The organism is Pseudomonas sp. 10(2024) (genome assembly GCF_045164175.1).
Lineage (GTDB): Bacteria > Pseudomonadota > Gammaproteobacteria > Pseudomonadales > Pseudomonadaceae > Aquipseudomonas > Aquipseudomonas alloputida.
This window is the reverse complement of the sequence record NZ_CP174006.1, coordinates 351,525-368,927: the sequence shown is the minus strand read 5'-3', so window position 1 is coordinate 368,927 and position 17,403 is coordinate 351,525. Positions and strand designations below refer to the sequence as shown.

15 protein-coding genes are annotated in these 17,403 nt (G+C 61.2%); 4 read left to right on the top strand and 11 right to left on the bottom strand.

Going from position 1 to position 17,403, the window contains the following annotated elements; genetic code table 11:
* Nucleotides 1-3 precede the first annotated feature (3 nt).
* Entirely contained in the window at nt 4-627 is a 624-nt protein-coding gene (locus ACI7M0_RS01595) for a glutathione S-transferase (protein WP_104960635.1), read from the top strand.
* Between the two features lie 167 nt (nt 628-794).
* On the opposite strand, the gene creD is transcribed toward ACI7M0_RS01595, so the two are convergent.
* The 4 genes from creD to ACI7M0_RS01575 form a co-directional block, all read right to left on the bottom strand.
* Nucleotides 795-2,123: a cell envelope integrity protein CreD gene (gene creD / locus ACI7M0_RS01590; RefSeq protein WP_129932089.1), complete on the bottom strand. Its 1,329-nt coding sequence runs from the start codon at nt 2,121-2,123 to the stop codon at nt 795-797.
* A 106-nt stretch (nt 2,124-2,229) separates the two neighbouring features.
* Nucleotides 2,230-3,666 carry a two-component system sensor histidine kinase CreC gene (creC, locus tag ACI7M0_RS01585; RefSeq protein ID WP_020192503.1) on the bottom strand — a complete coding sequence of 479 codons (1,437 nt, stop codon included), beginning with the start codon at nt 3,664-3,666 and terminating at the stop codon, nt 2,230-2,232.
* A complete protein-coding gene (creB, locus tag ACI7M0_RS01580) occupies nt 3,666-4,346 on the bottom strand; it encodes a two-component system response regulator CreB (RefSeq protein ID WP_019437093.1) in 681 nt (226 codons plus the stop codon). Before creB ends, creC begins: the two co-directional genes overlap by 1 nt.
* Nucleotides 4,347-4,478: 132 nt before the next feature.
* A complete protein-coding gene (locus tag ACI7M0_RS01575) occupies nt 4,479-4,979 on the bottom strand; it encodes an ATP-dependent zinc protease (protein ID WP_014589395.1) in 501 nt (166 codons plus the stop codon).
* A gap of 182 nt (nt 4,980-5,161) precedes the next feature.
* Here ACI7M0_RS01575 and ACI7M0_RS01570 point away from each other — a divergent pair, with 182 nt between their 5' ends.
* Both ACI7M0_RS01570 and ACI7M0_RS01565 read left to right on the top strand, forming a co-directional pair.
* Complete coding sequence (locus ACI7M0_RS01570) at nt 5,162-6,049, top strand: acyltransferase (protein WP_014589394.1); 888 nt, start codon at nt 5,162-5,164, stop codon at nt 6,047-6,049.
* A 239-nt stretch (nt 6,050-6,288) separates the two neighbouring features.
* Nucleotides 6,289-7,638: an APC family permease gene (locus ACI7M0_RS01565; protein ID WP_129932088.1), complete on the top strand. Its 1,350-nt coding sequence runs from the start codon at nt 6,289-6,291 to the stop codon at nt 7,636-7,638.
* Between the two features lie 96 nt (nt 7,639-7,734).
* Here ACI7M0_RS01565 and ACI7M0_RS01560 read toward each other — a convergent pair whose 3' ends face one another.
* The gene (locus tag ACI7M0_RS01560; protein ID WP_064490905.1) at nt 7,735-8,310 is read right to left on the bottom strand and encodes a DUF2780 domain-containing protein; all 576 of its coding nucleotides are present in this window, start codon (nt 8,308-8,310) and stop codon (nt 7,735-7,737) included.
* Between the two features lie 175 nt (nt 8,311-8,485).
* Here ACI7M0_RS01560 and ACI7M0_RS01555 point away from each other — a divergent pair, with 175 nt between their 5' ends.
* Nucleotides 8,486-9,445, top strand: a complete 960-nt coding sequence (locus ACI7M0_RS01555; RefSeq protein ID WP_165366972.1) for an RHS repeat-associated core domain-containing protein — start codon at nt 8,486-8,488, stop codon at nt 9,443-9,445.
* A gap of 160 nt (nt 9,446-9,605) precedes the next feature.
* On the opposite strand, the gene fdhA is transcribed toward ACI7M0_RS01555, so the two are convergent.
* From fdhA to ACI7M0_RS01525, 6 genes are all read right to left on the bottom strand, one after another.
* A complete protein-coding gene (fdhA, locus tag ACI7M0_RS01550) occupies nt 9,606-10,805 on the bottom strand; it encodes a formaldehyde dehydrogenase, glutathione-independent (protein WP_011953256.1) in 1,200 nt (399 codons plus the stop codon).
* A gap of 302 nt (nt 10,806-11,107) precedes the next feature.
* Nucleotides 11,108-11,965, bottom strand: coding sequence for a formyltetrahydrofolate deformylase (purU, locus tag ACI7M0_RS01545; RefSeq protein WP_016714526.1), 858 nt, complete (start codon nt 11,963-11,965; stop codon nt 11,108-11,110).
* Nucleotides 11,966-11,976: 11 nt separating this feature from the next.
* A complete protein-coding gene (locus ACI7M0_RS01540) occupies nt 11,977-12,609 on the bottom strand; it encodes a sarcosine oxidase subunit gamma (protein WP_014589391.1) in 633 nt (210 codons plus the stop codon).
* Between the two features lie 170 nt (nt 12,610-12,779).
* Nucleotides 12,780-15,794 carry a sarcosine oxidase subunit alpha gene (locus tag ACI7M0_RS01535; RefSeq protein WP_104960630.1) on the bottom strand — a complete coding sequence of 1,005 codons (3,015 nt, stop codon included), beginning with the start codon at nt 15,792-15,794 and terminating at the stop codon, nt 12,780-12,782.
* Nucleotides 15,791-16,126, bottom strand: a complete 336-nt coding sequence (locus ACI7M0_RS01530; RefSeq protein ID WP_010951682.1) for a sarcosine oxidase subunit delta — start codon at nt 16,124-16,126, stop codon at nt 15,791-15,793. The genes ACI7M0_RS01535 and ACI7M0_RS01530 overlap by 4 nt, the downstream gene beginning before the upstream one ends.
* Before the next feature lie 14 nt (nt 16,127-16,140).
* On the bottom strand, nt 16,141-17,391 hold the full coding sequence (locus ACI7M0_RS01525; protein ID WP_003255680.1) for a sarcosine oxidase subunit beta family protein: 1,251 nt from the start codon (nt 17,389-17,391) through the stop codon (nt 16,141-16,143).
* Between the last annotated feature and the right edge of the window lie 12 nt (nt 17,392-17,403).

The window sequence follows — 17,403 nt, the reverse complement described above, 5'->3', positions numbered from 1 at the left end:
AGCATGAGCACGATGACCCTGTTCCACTCGCCGTTGTCGCCTTTCGTGCGCAAGGTCATGGTGGTGTTGCACGAGACCGGCCAGCTTGAGCGTGTGCAACTGCAGCCGGTGAACATCAGCCCGGTGAGCGGCGACCCGCAGCTTAACCTGGACAACCCGATCGGCAAGATCCCGGCCCTGCGGCTGGAAGACGGCACCGTGCTGCATGACAGCCGGGTGATTTGCGAGTACCTCGACATGCAGCACGTAGGCCTGCCGCTGCTGCCACGAGAAGGCTCGGCGCGCTGGCGGCGCATGACCTTGGTCTCACAGGCCGATGCGATCATGGATGCGGCGGTGTCGAGCCGGTATGAGAGCTTCCTGCGGCCAGAAGACAAGCGCTGGGATGGCTGGCTGCAGGCACAGGGTGACAAGATCCGCCGTAGCCTGGCCAACCTGGAGCAGGAGCACTTGCCTGAGCTGATGTCCGGCTTCGACCTGGCGGCGATTGGCGTGGCCTGTGCGCTGGGCTATCTGGATTTGCGTCAGCCCGGGTTTGGCTGGCGTGAACACCAGCCTGGGTTGGCGGCGTGGTATGCCGAGGTGGTCAAGCGGCCGTCGATGGTCGCTACAGCGCCAGTGGCCTGACAGGGCCCCTTCGCGGGTGAACCCGCTCCTACAAGGTTCTCCACAGTGTTCGCTATCTGTGGTGGGCTTGTGGGAGCGGGCGTGCCCGCGAAGGCCTCACCTCGGTATCACAGGAAACAACAGCCCGATCCTGAGGGCCAACCAGCGCCCGATCTCTTTGTCCTCCCTCATGTCGCCCTCCCCACCCGTGCCCAGTCCAGCCGCCGGGTCAGCACCATGAACACCCCAAGCAAACCGAAACACAGCAACGACCCCATCAGCAGCGCATAGTCTTCGGCACTCAGCAGCCCGTAGAGCAGCGCGTACAACGCCGCCAAACCCGCTGCAAAACCCACCCCTCGCCCCAGACTGCGCAATACATGGCTCAGGTAGAAACCGATCAGCAGCACACAGGCTGAAGCCGACAGCCCATACGCCAAACCAAAGCCAATGTGCTCGGACAACGACAGCAGCAACAGATAGAAGAACGCCAGCGCCACGCCCACCAGGCTGTACTGCACCGGGTGCACACTCAGGTTCTTCATTACCTCGAACAGGAAGAAGCCGGCAAAGGTCAGGGCAATGAACAACAACGCGTATTTGATCGCCCGCTCGCTTTTCAGGTATTGGTCCACCGGGTCTATAAAACTCACGCCAAAGCTGCGCTCACTGAAATCTGTACACTGCCCGGCGTTAGCGCACTGGCGTATGGCATCCTCAAGGTTGGTGGCAAAGAACGAGGTTTGCCAATGGGCACTGAAGCCTTGAGCATCGATTTCGCGGCGGTTGGGCAAGTAGTTGCCGACGAAGCTCGGGTGTGGCCAGTTGGCGCGCATGTCCACGCTGCTGGTACGGCCCACGGGTACCACGTGCAACTGGCCGGTACCTTGCAACGCCAGGTCAAAGCCATAGCTGAACGCTCGCGCCTGTAACCCGTCCAGCCCCGGCAGGCTGGCGTGCACGCCGCCGCGCATCCAGTCGAGCTGGGTGCCGGGCTCGAACGGCACTTTTTGCTCGTCCATACTCAGCTCCAGACCACTTTCGATACCGCGGATATCACTGATGCCCACCACCAGGAACGGCTTGTCGAAGCGGTAGTCGTCAAAGTCCTTGTCGATGCCCCAATGCGCCGGGAGCTTGAAGCGGCCGCTGATACGGCCTTTGGTGTGAAACAACCGGGCCTGGTAGATGCCGCGGGCGCGCAGTTCGGTGTCCACACCCAGGTCGGCGTCGAAGGTTTCCGGCAGGAAGTACAGGTGGCCGGCGATCGTGCTGGTTTCCTGGGTACGCTCACCGTCCTTTTCGATCCAGCGGCGCTGGTACTTGCGGTACGGCACCACCAGCAACGGGCCGGTGAGTTGCTGATCGAAGCTGGTGCTCTGGGCAATATCGCGCAGCACGCCGTCGCGCATGGTCTGGCGGTCGTCGATCAGGCCGTTGATCAGCAGTAGCGGGATGAGCAACAGCAACATCAGCATGGCGATCATGCCGAGTTTGAAACCGAGGGTCTTGTTCATGTGGCCTCCTGTGGCAGTGGGCGCAGTGTCTGCGCCTTGCGTGGAGGCTTTGTGGAGCACGTGTGTGATTTACGTGTAATTGAGACTGCTGAGCAGCCCGGCTATCTCAGCTAATGCGCCGCAGCGGCAGCCACAACCGCACCCGTACCCCGCCATCGACGTTGTCCACCGCCAAGGCCCCGCCGTGCAGCTGCATCACCTCGGCCACGAAGTTCAGCCCCAGCCCGGTGCTCTTGCGCCCGCTCCCGGGCCGCGGCAGCGAGTAGAACCGCTCGCTGACCCGCCCAATGGCATAGGCCGGTATCGCTTGCCCTTGGTTGAACAAACTCAACGCCACGCGTTCGCCAGCGCGCTCCAGGTCGAACAGCAGCGTGCCCCCTTCCGGGGTGAAGTCCAGTGCGTTGTCGAGCAGGTTGGCCAACGCCTGGCGCATCAGAAACGGATCGCAAAGCAAGCGCAAAGTGGCAGGCACCCGCTGACGTACCTGCAAACGGGCGCCTTCGATCCGCGCCGCATGGGCCAGCAGCAACTCATCGACCAACGCCGCCAGCGCCACCTGCTGCTCGTCCTCCAGCGCCTGCATCTGCTCGACCCTGGCCAGGTTGAGCAGCCGCTCGATCATCTGCTGCAAACGCTCGCTCTCGCGCTCGATATTGCCGGCAAAGCGCGCCCGCTGATCAGCGGGCATGTCCTCGCCCTGCAACAGCTCGGAAGCACCGCGGATGGCCGCCAGCGGGCTTTTCAGCTCGTGAGTCAGGGTGTGCACGTAGCGCTCGACATAGGCCTTGCCTTCCAGCTGGGTGCGCATGCGTTCCACTGCCTGTGCCAGGTTCGCCAGCTCGCCGCCCTTGTAATGCGGAAGCTCCGCACGCTCACCTTCGCTGACCGCCTGCGCATAACCTGCCAACTTGCGCAGCGAGCGCGCAAGCCACCACGACAGAGCCGCGCCGATCAGCAAGCCCAGGCCGATCAGCCCCAGCCCCAGGGTGAGCAGGCGTCGCTCGGAGCGGTCGATGTAGGGTTGCAATGAGCTATTGGGCTTGGCGACGGTGACGACGCCGATGATCTTGCCGTTGTCGATGATCGGCGCGCCAACGTGCATCACCGAGGTGCTTTCGTCGTTGGGGTCGCTGCGGGTGGAGCGGGCGCCATACTGGCCACGCAGGGTCAGCAGCACGTCATTCCACTGCGAGTAATCCTTGCCCAGGGCCTCGCCGCTGGAGTCCAGCAACACGATGCCCTTGGCGTCAGTGACGTAGATGCGGTGGCTGACCTGGTTCTTGGCCAGCCCCCAGATCTGTGCGCCCGGGCTGCGCGAGCCGTAGGCCTCGAGCACCTCGGGCAGGCGGCCCTGGTTCAGGGTGCCGGCCTTGACGTCATCCCGCAGGATTTCTGCCAGCAGGTTGGCAGTGTCTACCAATGTTTCTTCGGAGGATTGGCGCACTACCGGGCGAATCTGTTCGCGTACGGTATTGAGCAAGAAGTAACCGGCCAAACCGACGAACAGGAAGTACACCAGGAAGATGCGAATACCCAAGCGCATCAGGCGTGCTCCGGGCTATAGCTGTAACCGAGGCCGCGATGGGTCTGGATCGGCTCGGCATCACCCGCTACCTGGCGCAGTTTGGCGCGCAGGCTCTTGATATGGCTGTCGATGGTGCGCTCATAGCCCACGTCGGAGGCCACGCCCAAAGCGTCGAGCAGCTGTTCGCGGCTGAACACCCGCTGCGGTTGTTCGAGCAGGCATTGCAGCAGGCGGAACTCATGCCGGGTCAGCGTGAGCGGCTGGCTGCGGTAGGTGATCTGCATGCGCAGGGTGTCGAGCTGGAACAAGGTGGTTCCGCCGGCAGCCTCGGCCCTCGGGGCCATGCGTTTGAGGATCGCCCGAACGCGCGCTGCCACTTCACGAGGGCTGAAAGGTTTTACCACGTAGTCATCGGCGCCGATTTCCAGGCCTACTACGCGGTCGATTTCACCGTCCCGGGCGCTGAGAAACATCACTGGCACCTCGGTGAACCGGCGCAGCTGGCGACAGGTTTCGAAGCCGCTGATGTCGGGCAGGCCGATGTCGAGAATGACCAGGTCGGCCGGGCGCTGGCGCTGCTGGTCGAGGGCGGCACTGCCCAGGGTTACCCACTCGGTGCTGTGACCATCGGCCTGCAAGGCGTAGACCAGGGTGTCGGCGATGGCGGCTTCGTCTTCGACGATGAGGATATGGGGCATGGCGTCCGGCCTTGCGGTTTTGAAGGTTGGCACATCTCAGTGTAGGAGCGGGCTTGCCCGCGAACACCGGCGAAACCGGTGCCTGACACCACATCATGTGTGTTCGCTACATTGTATTGCGCCCGCTTCAAATCAACAGCCTGGCTTGCCAGCAGTGAACTTCTTCGCCGGGTTGACCGCCGCCTTGAACTCGCGCAGCGCCTTGGAACCCACCAGCAGCGGGTAGTTGAAGTTGCTGCGGTCCACCAGATTCACCTCGACGGTGCGCTTCACATCCCCCAGGCACAACTCCAGGTCGACCACCGGGCGCTTGGAGACCTCTGGCGCATCCCCTTCGTCCTCTTCATCGGCACGGCCCTTGATCTTGCTGATGCGCGAGACCTTGTGCTCGTACACCTTGCCGTCCGAGTCCTTGGTCGCCAGGCGGAAGCGCACCCACTCGTCGCCATCGCGGGTGAACAGCTCGATATCCTTGGCCGACAGCGACGCGGTGAAGGCGCCGGTGTCCATCTTGGCTTTCAGGGTTTCGCCCAGCTCGGGCAGGGCGATGTTCTCGTAACGGCCGTAGAGGGTGGGCTCGGCGGCCATTACCGGCAGCGCCAACAACGACAACAGGGCTAGCAGTGGTTTCACAGGCAGGCTTCCTTGAAAAGGGTCAGTGCTTAGACTGCACTGGCAAGATAGGTTCGCTTTCACAAGACTAAACAACATAACGTGAAACATTTGTTCCCGCCGCCGGGCATTGGACATTTGGCGTAGACGACCGCCCTGCTTATCATTGCCAACCGTTTATCTCCCACAACAAGAGTCTTTTTATGCGTCGCCTGCTGACCGGCATTCTCACTACCACCCTGCTGCTGCTCAATACTGTGGTATTGATCTGCCCGCTGCTGGTCTTCGCCCTGCTCAAGCTGGTGTTGCCGGGCCGTGGCCGTGACTACGCGTCCTGGGCGGTGATGTGGGTGGCCGAAACCTGGTCGGAAATCGACAAAGCCATCTTCGCCCTGTGCATCCCTACCCAGTGGGACATCCGCGGTGTGGAAAACCTGCGCAAGGACACCTCGTACCTGGCCGTGAGCAACCACCAGACCTGGGTCGACATCCCGGCGTTGATCGAAAGCCTCAACCGCCGTACACCGTTCTTCAAGTTCTTCCTGAAAAAGGAACTGATCTGGGTACCGTTGCTGGGCCTGGCCTGGTGGGGGCTGGATTACCCGTTCATGAAGCGCTACAGCAAGGCGTTTCTGGAAAAGCACCCGGAGCTCAAGGGCAAGGACCTGGAAATCACCAAGGCGGCCTGCGAGCTGTTCAAGCGCCAGCCGGTGACCGTGGTCAATTACCTGGAGGGCACCCGGTTTACCGAAGCCAAGCGCCAGGAGCAGCAGTCGCCGTATCGCTACCTGCTCAAGCCCAAGGCGGGTGGTGTAGCGTTTGTGCTCGCGGCATTGGGCGAACAGCTGGATGCCCTGCTGGATGTGACCATCGTGTACCCCGGTAATAAGGCGCCGGGGTTCTGGGACCTGCTCAATGGCAGCATTAGCCGGGTGATTATCGACATTCAGGTGCGGGAGCTGGACCCGGCGTTGTGGGCGGGGGATTACGAGAATGATCCTGAGTTCAGGCAGACGGTACAGGCCTGGGTGAACCAGTTGTGGGTGGCGAAGGACCAGCGGATCGAGCAGCTGCGGGCGGAGATGGGCTAACACCTCTGCCGCCTGAACTGGCCCATTCGCGGGTGAACCCGCTCCTACAACCGCTACATTCAGGCATGCGCTGCCCCTTGTAGGAGCGGGTTCACCCGCGAAGAGGCCGGACCTGCCATAGCCAGAATCCGATCAAAACCCAGGCTAATAATCAGCATAAGGATTACTTTTTTGTCTTACCCCACCTAAGTGGATAAAAATCGACCACAGCACAACTACAAAAATGCCTGGATCGATCAATGGCCAACCCACCCAGCTCTAACCCCGCCCAGCTTCGCCGTGTTCTCGGCCTCCCCGCCCTGGTGTTCTTCGGCCTGGTGTACATGGTCCCGCTGACCATTTTCACCACCTACGGCATCGTCACCGAACTTACCGGTGGCCGCACCGCCGGCGCCTACCTGGTCACCCTGGTGGCCATGCTGTTCACCGCCGCGTCCTACAGTTTCATGGTCAAGCGCTTCCCGGTCGCGGGCTCGGCCTATTCCTACACCAACATGGCCTTCGGCCCCAATGTCGGCTTCCTGGCCGGCTGGTCGCTGTTGCTGGATTACCTGTTCCTGCCGATGATCAACTACCTGCTGATCGGCCTGTTTCTCAACATTGCGTTCCCCGCAGTGCCTGCCTGGGCCTTCGTGCTCGCATGCATCGCTTTGGTGACACTGCTGAACGTGGTCGGTATCAACTCGGTGGCCAAGACCAGCAACCTGATCGTCGGCGCGCAGATCGTGTTCATTGGCGTGTTTGTCGCGCTGTCCTGCCAGACATTGGCTGGCCAGCCGCTCGACCTGCTGTCGCCGCTAATCGGCGATGGCAGCAAACCTGGCTTTGGCCACCTGATGGCTGGCGCAGCGGTGTTGTGCTTGTCGTTCCTGGGCTTCGACGCCGTATCGACCCTGGCCGAAGAATGCCGCGACGCACGCCGCGACGTGCCACGGGCGATCATCCTCACCACCCTGTTCGCCGGGTTGCTGTTCACCGTGCTGGCTTACGTCAGCCAGTTGGTGCTGCCAGGCAGCAGCTTCGCCAATGCCGATGCAGCGGCCAACGAAGTGATGTTCAAAGCTGGCGGGCAGTTTCTCACCAACTTCTTCACCGCTGCTTATGTGGCGGGCAGCCTGGGTTCGGCGCTGGCCTCGCAGGCCGCGGTGTCGCGCATCCTGTTCACCATGGGGCGTGACAACGTGCTACCACGGCGCAGCTTTGGTTACCTGTCGCCGCGCTTTGGTACGCCGGTGTTCGCCATTGCGCTGGTGTCGGCGTTCTCGCTGCTGGCGCTGGTGATCGACCTTTCTACCCTCGCCTCGCTGATCAGCTTTGGTGCGCTGGTGGCGTTTTCGGCGGTGAACCTGGCGGTGGTGAAAACGCACCTGATGGATGATGCCTCGCAGCGCAACTTCAAAGGCCTGCTGAGCTATGGTCTGGTGCCGCTGGTAGGGCTGGGGTTGACCTTGTGGCTGTGGACCAGCCTGTCGGCGCTGACGCTGGTGATTGGCCTGTGCTGGTTTGCCTTGGGCCTTGCGTACCTGGCAGTTCTGACAGCGGGCTTCCGCCGCCCCGTCCGCCTGGTGGATTTCTCCGAAGCTGTCTGACCTGATGCAATTTCGCTTTTGTGGGGGCAGCCCTTTCGCGACGCAAGCCGCCCCTACAGCACTCAGCCCATGGCTTGAGGGCTGTCGCTAGAATCCTCAGACCGAAGGCTGGGCCAATGGCGCTGGGGTAGTCCACAAACTCCCCAGATTCTGCAACAACGACCCGGCAATGCCCTGCTGCCCCAGATACTGCAGAATCAGTGGCGCAAACTGCCCGATCATCCCGGTATCCATCCCCAGCGCCTTGAACGCATTGTCCAGGTCGCTACGGTTTTCCACGTTGTTGCCCAGTGCGTTGCTCAGCGCTGACTGGCTCTCGCTGTTCTTGCCGAGCAAATCCCCCAAACCACTCAACCCGCCCAGCGCATTTGCACCGGCCAGCAGGTCCAGGCCCGGCACCGCCTTGGTCAGTTGCCCATAGTCATCGCTGCTAAGGTTGTTGCGCGCCAGCCCCAGCATGGCTCCTGCTCCGCCTACCGCCTGTTCGGGGGTGATGTTCAGCTGGCTGCCCAGGGTGTTGAGCAGATTGGCCTGCGCTTCGGGTGCCTGTACCTGGCCCTGCTGTTGCTGGTTCTGCATGGCGGACACGGCGTTGGCGGCGTCGCTGAGGTTGAAGGCGAACACCGGGCTTGCAGCCAGGGTCATCAGGGTTGCCAGGGTGATTGCTTTCATCGGAAGGGACCTCGTTGGCCGGGATGGCCAAGTAAACGATTGCTTTGACTGATTGTTACAGGGTTTGTTCCGAACTGCCTGTCACCTGACAAATTTGCCAGTTGTGACCCTATGCACATTAGCGCAGATTGAGAATCTCAAATCGTCTCAGAGGCATCAGAAAATGACGAGCAACGTGAGTAACGAGACAATAGCGCAGGCGGCGTCATGTACAAATGAGCAGCCAAGAATAACGGAGGACGGGATCACATTCTTTTATAAAAATCGTAACTTAGCAAGCTTCATATCTACAAATTACAGTGGTCGGATAGTAGCAGAACAAAACATAAAACTGGCGCAATTAGATCAAGCACAGACAGCCAAAATAATGTCGGTAGATCGAGCTAACTCCGTACTCGGCATAGGCCATGGCTCGATGAAATATTTACCCTATGGCTATATTGAAAGCGACAGCCTGTCAACATTACTCGCATTCAGCGGACAGCGCTTCGATAGGGTTCTCCAAGGATATGTATTGGGCAATGGCTATCGAACATACAACCCAAGACTACGGCGATTTACTAGCCCTGACACACTTAGCCCCTTTGAGGTCGGAGGATTGAATCCTTATGCATATTGTTTGAACGACCCTATCAACAATATCGATCCATCTGGGCACAAGGCATTCAATCTATCTAAGTCATTTAAAAATCTTTTTGGACGAAAAGCCAAAAAAATTGAACGTATCAATAATTACAATAAGTCTGCCACCGACTTCAACAACGAGCGCAAAGAGATGGGACTACTCGACCCATTTGACGAAGAAGGAAATCTTGATATTTATAGATTATATAGGAATAGAAATTTAATCAATAAAATGCCTTCAAAACCCAGCCAAACACTATCAGGAAAAGATAAGGCCTATGCCGCCAAGCATGAAAAAACCCTCGAAGATATCAGTAATGACCAAATCCCCTATTTGAAGCAATCGAAAGATCTAATAAAAGAGCATTCAATCGAATTAGATAAAATTGCAAAAGATGTAGAATACTGGAAGCCTTCGCAGGGTGCGCAACAAAATAGAAACATTCGAAGCACCGCATCCACGCCAAGCCACTTTTGGTTCAACAGCAAACGAACAGATAAGTACGACTAGCAAACTCATGTCAAGCCATTATCAATGAGAACGTGCAACACTTAAGGCAGCGGCCCTTTCGCAGCGCAAGGCTGCATCTACAGTGCGCCAGTGCGGACTTTGATCAGTTATATATAAAAAAGCCCCTCAAATTGAGGGGCTCTTGTCAGACAACTGCTTTTTACGCAGCACCCCACATCTTGTGCGGGTCGATCACAAACTTCTTAGGCACACCCGCATCAAACTCGCCATACCCTTCCGGCGCCTGATCCAGGTTGATCACCTGCACACCTACAACCTCAGCAATGTTGATGCGGTCCCACATGATCGCCTGCATCAACTGGCGGTTGTATTTCATGGTCGGGGTCTGGCCGGTGTGGAAGCTGTGCGACTTGGCCCAGCCCAGGCCAAAGCGGATGCTCAGCGCGCCGATCTTGGCTGCAGCATCCACCGCGCCTGGGTCTTCGGTCACGTACAGGCCCGGGATACCGATGTTGCCGGCCACGCGGGTCACTTGCATCAGCGAGTTCAGCACGGTGGCCGGGGCCTCGTGCTTGGCACCTTCGTGGCCATGGCCACGGGCCTCGAAGCCGACGGCGTCGACGGCGCAGTCCACTTCCGGCTCGCCGAGGATGTCGACGATCTGCTCGTGCAGCGGGGTGTCCTTGGACAGGTCGACCACTTCGAAGCCTTGCGACTTGGCGTGGGCCAGACGGGCCGGGTTGAGGTCACCGACGATCACGCAGGCGGCGCCCAGCAGGCGCGCCGAGGCCGCGGCGGCCAGGCCGACCGGGCCGGCACCAGCAACGTAGACAGTGCTGCCTGGGCCAACGCCAGCGGTTACGGCACCGTGGTAGCCGGTGGGCAGGATGTCGGACAGGCAGGTCAGGTCACGGATCTTTTCCATGGCCTTGTCGCGCTCAGGCAGCTTCAGCAGGTTGAAGTCGGCGTATGGCACCAGCACGTATTCGGCCTGGCCACCGGTCCAGTCGCCCATGTCGACGTAGCCGTAGGCACCGCCGGCTCGGGCCGGGTTTACAGTGAGGCAGACACCGGTGTGCATCTCTTTGCAGGAGCGGCAGCGACCGCAGGCGACGTTGAACGGGACCGATACCAGGTCGCCGATCTGCATGCGCTCGACGTCGCGGCCCTTCTCGACGATTTCACCGGTGATTTCGTGGCCCAGGACCAGGCCGACCTGGGCAGTGGTGCGACCACGGACCATGTGCTGGTCGGAGCCGCAGATGTTGGTGGAGACCACCTTAAGGATGACGCCATGTTCGATTTTCTTGCCGCGCGGGTCCTGCATTTTCGGGTAGTCGATGTGTTGCACTTCGACCTTGCCGGCGCCGAGATATACCACTCCACGATTGCCAGACATTGCTTGTACCTCGCTTGATTATTATTTATGCAGCGTTGGTTGAAGCACCGCCATCCGTGGGCGGCATGTACTACTGGAATGCAGGGAATTGTGGGCCGGATGGCGCCGGACGCACTGACTGGAAGCGACAGGGAGATGCCTTTTAGCGGCAGGGGTGTCGTTGGGGAATATGGGCAAACGGAGGGGCGGCCTGTGCGGGCCTCTTCGCGGCTAAAGCCGCTCCTACGGGGGACCGCACCAACCCGAGGGCTGTGCTGTACCTGTAGGAGCGGCTTTAGCCGCGAAAAGGCCGGTACCGGTTACTACAGAACGACAGTCCGGTTGGCGTTCAGGAACACCCGCCGCTCGATGTGATAACCCACCGCCCGCGCCAGGGTCAGGCATTCGATATCCCGCCCTTTGGCAATCAGGTCTTCGGGATAGTGACTGTGATCCACCACCTCGACGCCCTGGGCAATGATCGGCCCTTCGTCCAGGTCGTTGTTGATGTAGTGCGCCGTGGCACCAACCATTTTCACGCCCTTGTTGTACGCCTGGTGATAAGGCTTGGCGCCTTTGAAACCCGGCAACAGCGAGTGGTGAATATTGATCGCCCAACCATCCAGACGACGGCAAAGCTCAGGCGACAGTACCTGCATATAGCGGGCAAGAATGACCAGCTCAGCACCAGTCTCCTCGATCACCTGCAGCACCTTGCGCTCTTGCCCAGGCTTGTCCTTGGGGTCGAGGGCGAAGTGGTAGTAAGGGATCTTGTGCCACTGCGCCAGCGGTTCGAGATCAGGGTGGTTGGACACCACCGCGACCACATCCATGCCCAGTTGCCCAATACGCTGGCGATACAGCAGGTCATTCAGGCAATGGTCGGCCTTGGACACCATGATCACCACCTTGGGGCGGTGGTTGGGTGCGGTCAGCTCGAAAGCCATGCCGAACGCTTCGCTGCGCTCGGCGAGGCCGGCCCGGAAGCCTGCCTCGTCGAAATCGTCCGGCTGGCGGAACTCGACGCGAATGAAGAAGCGTCCCGACTGCCGGTCATCGAAGGAGTGGTGCTCCGTCACGTAGCAGCGCTGCTCGAAGAGGTAACGCGTCACCACGTCGACGGTGCCGAGCATGCTCGGGCAGTCGGCGGTGAGAATCCAGGTATCCGGTGCCCGACTCATGTTCTTGCTCCTTAGGCTTCGATGCTCAGGCCGTATTCGGCAGAAGCGTCCTGCAGCCACAGCCACCAGTAATCGGCGAAGCTGCGGCGAATTACCAGCTCCCAGGTGTCTTCTGCAGTGCGGCGGATCACCAGTTGCGACTTGGCGAACACGGTGCCCACGGCCTTGCCCACCGGGAAGTTGTTCGGGTGAACATCATAGCTGGTGGACTTCATCAGCACGTCGCGCACGTTCGGGCCGCGCAGTTCCAGCAGGCTTTGCCCGCCACTGACATTGACGACCTGAATGTGCTGGCCTTCAAGGGCCGCGCGCAGCTTTTGCTCGACTGCCAGCTCCTGACCGCCGGGTACGATCAGCAACCACTCGTCGGGGCCGACCCATTGCAGCGACATGTCCTTGTTGGCGACCACGGTCAGCGCCACGGGCAGCTCCAGGCCAAGGGCCTTGTGCACGCCGGCGGCGAATTCCGGGTTGTGGCCATCACCGCGCAGGGTGAGGTGACCGAGGAACTTGCGTTCACGCAGGGTCACGCCTGCGTTCTTGCGGCCTTTGCCTACCAGGCTGGCCAGGTCGGCATGGTGCAGTGGCGACTGGGCTTTGGCCTCGGCGCCGGGGTTTTGCTGGAAGACGTTGATAGCGCTCATTTCTTACCTGCCTTGAATTCTGGATTCGACCACGATGCCTGCGGGAGACGGCCATCCTGTGGGAGCGGGCATGCCCGCGAATGCGATGTTGAATTCACCGCCCTCTTCGCGGGCACGCCCGCTCCCACAGAGACCTCATTCCACGCTTGGCACCGGTTGGACCGGGGGCCTTAGACGTTCTGCCGCTCACCCTTCGGATCGAAGAACACCGAAGACACGATCTCCGCCTCGATCACGCTGCCATCTGCCTGCGGCGAGTAGACACGCTCGCCCATGCGCTTGAGGCCGCCTTTGACCACACCCATGGCGAACGAGTAGCCCAGGGAGTTGGACGCGTAGCTGGAGGTGACGTGGCCGACCATGTCCATCGGGATTGGCTGTTTCGGGTCGAACACCAGTTGGGCGCCTTCCGGCAGCCACTTGGTCGGGTCGACCGGCTTCAGGCCCACCAGCTGCTTGCGGTTCTCACGTACGCAGTCTTCGCGGTTCATGCCACGCAGGCCGATCCACGAGAACGGCTTGTTGCGGCCAACGCACCAGCTCATGTTCAGGTCGTCCGGGTTCATCGAACCATCGGTGTCCTGGCCAACGATGATGAAGCCCTTCTCTGCACGCAGTACGTGCATGGTCTCGGTGCCGTACGGGGTCAGGTTGTACTTCTTGCCGGCCTCGATGATCTGTTCCAGCACGCCCATCGCGTAGTTGGCCTGCACGTTCACTTCGTACGACAGCTCGCCGGTGAACGAGATACGGAACACGCGGGCCGGCACGCCACCGACGTTGCCTTCCTTCCAGGTCATGAACGGGAAGGCTTCCTTGTCCATGTCGATGTCGGTCAGCTCGCTCAGCAGCTTGCGGCTGTTAGGGCCGGACAGGGTCATGGTGGCCCAGTGGTCGGTGACCGAAGTGAAGTACACCTTCAGCTCTGGCCATTCGGTCTGGTGATACAGCTCCATCCACTGCAGCACGCGAGCAGCGCCGCCGGTGGTGGTGGTCATGATGAAGTGGTTGTCGCCGACGCAGGCGGTTACGCCGTCGTCGAAGACCATGCCGTCTTCCTTGCACATCAGGCCGTAGCGGGCCTTGCCCACGTCGAGCTTGGTCCAGGCGTTGGTGTAGATGCGGTTGAGGAATTCGCGCGCGTCCGGGCCCTGGATATCGATCTTGCCCAGGGTCGAGGCGTCCAGCAGGCCCACGCTGTCGCGCACGGCCTTGCATTCACGCGTGACGGCAGCATGGATGTCTTCGCCGGCTTTCGGGAAGTACCACGGGCGCTTCCACTGGCCGACGTCTTCGAACTCGGCGCCGTTCTTCACGTGCCAGGCATGCAGGGCAGTGAAGCGCACAGGCTCGAACAGGTGACCACAGTGACGGCCCGCTACCGCGCCGAACGTCACCGGCGTGTAGTTGGGGCGGAACATGGTGGTACCCATTTCCGGGATGGTGATGCCGATCGAACGGGCGGCGATGGCCAGGCCGTTGATGTTGCCCAGTTTGCCCTGGTCGGTACCGAAGCCCAGCGCGGTGTAGCGCTTCACGTGCTCGACCGACTCGAAGCCTTCACGGGTGGCCAGCTCGATACCGGCTGCGGTCACGTCGTTCTGCTGGTCGACGAACTGCTTCGGCCCCTTGGTGCCTTTGTCGTGCGGTACCAGGAACAGTGCCACGGTGGCCTCTTCCTTGCGCGCCACGGTTTTTGGCAGGGTGCCGACAGTGGCCTTGAAACCGGCCTCGGTGGCTGCGCGGACGCCGCCTTCGAAGCCATCGGCAATCACATCGCCCAAGGCATACACGCCGTTGATACCACCGACGCACTCACGCTTCTGCGGCGCATCGCCCGGCACGAAGCCAAGGATATCGTCACGCCATACCGGGCGACCGCCCAAGTGCGAAGCCAGGTGCACGATCGGGCTGTAACCGCCCGAGGACGCGATCAGGTCGCACTCGAGGACTTCGCCTGGGCTGGTGACTTTGTGCGCCTGCACATCGATCGCCGCCACACGGGCGCCGGTGACGTGCTTGCTGCCTTTGGCCTCGACCACGGCGCTGGAGGTGAGGATGCGAATGCCTTTGGCACGCGCTTCTTCAACCAGCGAGCCACGTGGGTTGTGGCGGGCGTCGGCGATGGCGACCACTTGCAGGCCTGCGTCGTGCCAGTCCAGCGCGGCGCGATAGGCGTGGTCGTTGTTGGTCGACAGTACCAGCTTGCGGCCCGGCGCCACGCCATAGCGGCGAACATAGGTGGAAACAGCACCGGCCAGCATGTTGCCCGGCACGTCGTTGTTGCCGTACACCAGCGGGCGCTCGTGGGCGCCGGCAGCCAGTACCACGCGCTTGGCGCGAACGCGGTGCACGCGGTGGCGAACCTGGCCAATCGGGGCGCGGTCGCCGAGGTGGTCGGTGAGGCGCTCGTGAATGGTCAGGAAGTTATGGTCGTGGTAGCCGTTGACCGTGGCACGTGGCAGCAGGGTCACTTCCGGCAGGCCTTCCAGCTCTTTGACCACGGCGTTGACCCAGTCGGCAGCAGGCTTGCCGTCGAGGGTTTCGCGGGTGTCGAGCAGGCTGCCGCCGAACTCTTCCTGCTCGTCAGCCAGGATCACGCGGGCACCGCTACGCGCAGCGGCCAGTGCGGCAGCCAGGCCAGCAGGGCCGGCGCCGACGATCAGCACGTCGCAGTGCCGGTTCATGTAGTCGTAGCTGTCAGGATCGTTCTGCAGCGGCGCACGGCCCAGGCCGGCGGCTTTACGGATGTACTTCTCGTAAGTCATCCAGAACGATTTGGGGTACATGAAGGTTTTGTAGTAGAAGCCCGGCGGCATCATGCTGCCGCCAACCTTGCCGAGGATGCCCATGACGTCGTTGTTGACGTTCGGCCAACCGTTGGTGCTGGTGGCGACAAGGCCCGCGTACAGTGCCTGTTGGGTGGCGCGCACGTTGGGGATCTGGGTAGCTTCGCTGGAGCCGATCTGCAGGATGGCGTTCGGCTCTTCGGTACCGGCGGCGATGATGCCGCGCGGGCGCGAGTACTTGAAGCTACGGCCGACAATGTCGACGCCGTTGGCCAGCAACGCGGCGGCCAGGCTGTCACCGGCATAACCCTGGTAGGTCTTGCCGTTGAAGGTGAAGTTCAGGACCTTGCTGCGGTCGATACGGCCGCCGCTGGCGAGGCGATAGGTCTGGCTCATACTTTTTCCCCTTGGCCTTTGACGGTCGACGCGGCGCTGGTGGCTTTGCCGCTGGCGGTCACTTGCGGCTTCTCGCCAATCTTGTAGGTTTCCAGAATTTCGTAGGTCACGGTGTCACGGGTGACGTTGAAGTACTGGCGGCAGCCGGCAACGTGGTCCCACAGTTCATGGTGAATACCGCGCGGGTTGTCACGGTAGAACATGTAGGTACCCCACTCCTCGTCGGAGCAGGCGTTAGGGTCCAGCGGGCGGGCGATGTGCGCCTGGCCAGAGGCGTGGAACTCTTCTTCGGAGCGCAGCTCGCCGCAGTGGGGACAGAAAATATGCAACATGACGGTGTCTCCGGTTAGTGGGCGACGGCGGCGGCGCCGTGTTCGTCGATCAGTGCGCCGTTGTAGAAACGGTCCATGGAGAACGGCGCGGCCAGTGGGTGCATTTCGCCCTTGGCCAGGCTCGCGGCGAAGACGTTGCCCGAACCCGGGGTCGCCTTGAAGCCGCCAGTACCCCAACCGCAGTTGAAGAACATGTTCTTGACCGGGGTTTTGGTGATGATCGGGCAAGCGTCCGGCGAAGTGTCTACGATGCCGCCCCACTGGCGGTTCATGCGAACACGCGACAGGTTGGGGAACATCTCGACGATGGCCTGCAGGGTGTGCTCGATCACCGGGTACGAACCGCGCTGGCCGTAGCCGACCCAGCCGTCGATACCGGCACCGATCACCAGGTCGCCTTTGTCGGACTGGCTGATGTAGCCGTGTACGGCGTTGGACATGATCACGCTGTCGATGATCGGCTTGATCGGCTCGGATACCAGCGCTTGCAGCGGGTGCGATTCCAGCGGCAGGCGGAAGCCGGCCAGCTTGGCCATGTGCCCGGAGTTACCGGCGGTGACCACGCCGACGCGCTTGGCGCCGATGAAGCCTTTGTTGGTTTCCACACCGATGACCGCGCCGTTTTCCTTGCGGAAGCCGATCACTTCGGTTTGCTGGATCAGGTCGACGCCCAGGGCGTCGGCAGCGCGGGCGAAGCCCCAGGCCACGGCATCGTGACGGGCAACGCCGCCACGGCGCTGTACGGTGGCGCCGAGGATCGGGTAGCGGGTGTTCTTCGAGCAGTCCAGGTACGGGATTTCGGCCGCAACCTGGGCAGTGTTCAGCAGCTCGCCATCCACGCCGTTGAGGCGGTTGGCGCTGACCCGACGCTCGGAGTCACGCATGTCCTGCAGGGTGTGGCACAGGTTGTAAACACCGCGCTGGGAGAACATCACGTTGTAGTTGAGGTCCTGGGACAGGCCCTCCCACAGCTTCATGGCGTGCTCGTACAGGTGCGCCGACTCGTCCCACAGGTAGTTGGAACGCACGATGGTGGTGTTACGGGCGGTGTTGCCGCCGCCCAGGTAGCCCTTCTCGATCACGGCGACGTTGGTGATGCCGTGCTCTTTGGCCAGGTAGTAGGCCGTGGCCAGGCCATGGCCGCCACCGCCGACAATGACCACGTCGTAAACCTTTTTAGGGGTTGGCGTGCGCCACATGCGCTGCCAGTTTTCGTGGTGGCTGAGGGAGTGCTTGAAAAGGCCGAAGCCCGAGTAACGTTGCATGGTGTGTGACTC

Excerpts from the sequence above, each read along its gene's own strand:
- creD (WP_129932089.1), bottom strand. The coding sequence starts at position 2,123 with ATGAACAAGACCCTCGGTTTCAAACTCGGCATGATCGCCATGCTGATG.
- ACI7M0_RS01540 (WP_014589391.1), bottom strand. The coding sequence starts at position 12,609 with ATGAGCGCTATCAACGTCTTCCAGCAAAACCCCGGCGCCGAGGCCAAA.
- ACI7M0_RS01535 (WP_104960630.1), bottom strand. The coding sequence starts at position 15,794 with ATGAGCCAGACCTATCGCCTCGCCAGCGGCGGCCGTATCGACCGCAGC.
- ACI7M0_RS01570 (WP_014589394.1), top strand. The coding sequence starts at position 5,162 with ATGCGTCGCCTGCTGACCGGCATTCTCACTACCACCCTGCTGCTGCTC.
- creB (WP_019437093.1), bottom strand. The coding sequence starts at position 4,346 with ATGCCCCATATCCTCATCGTCGAAGACGAAGCCGCCATCGCCGACACC.
- fdhA (WP_011953256.1), bottom strand. The coding sequence starts at position 10,805 with ATGTCTGGCAATCGTGGAGTGGTATATCTCGGCGCCGGCAAGGTCGAA.
- ACI7M0_RS01525 (WP_003255680.1), bottom strand. The coding sequence starts at position 17,391 with ATGCAACGTTACTCGGGCTTCGGCCTTTTCAAGCACTCCCTCAGCCAC.
- purU (WP_016714526.1), bottom strand. The coding sequence starts at position 11,965 with ATGAGTCGGGCACCGGATACCTGGATTCTCACCGCCGACTGCCCGAGC.
- ACI7M0_RS01530 (WP_010951682.1), bottom strand. The coding sequence starts at position 16,126 with ATGTTGCATATTTTCTGTCCCCACTGCGGCGAGCTGCGCTCCGAAGAA.
- ACI7M0_RS01565 (WP_129932088.1), top strand. The coding sequence starts at position 6,289 with ATGGCCAACCCACCCAGCTCTAACCCCGCCCAGCTTCGCCGTGTTCTC.
- ACI7M0_RS01595 (WP_104960635.1), top strand. The coding sequence starts at position 4 with ATGAGCACGATGACCCTGTTCCACTCGCCGTTGTCGCCTTTCGTGCGC.
- creC (WP_020192503.1), bottom strand. The coding sequence starts at position 3,666 with ATGCGCTTGGGTATTCGCATCTTCCTGGTGTACTTCCTGTTCGTCGGT.
- ACI7M0_RS01560 (WP_064490905.1), bottom strand. The coding sequence starts at position 8,310 with ATGAAAGCAATCACCCTGGCAACCCTGATGACCCTGGCTGCAAGCCCG.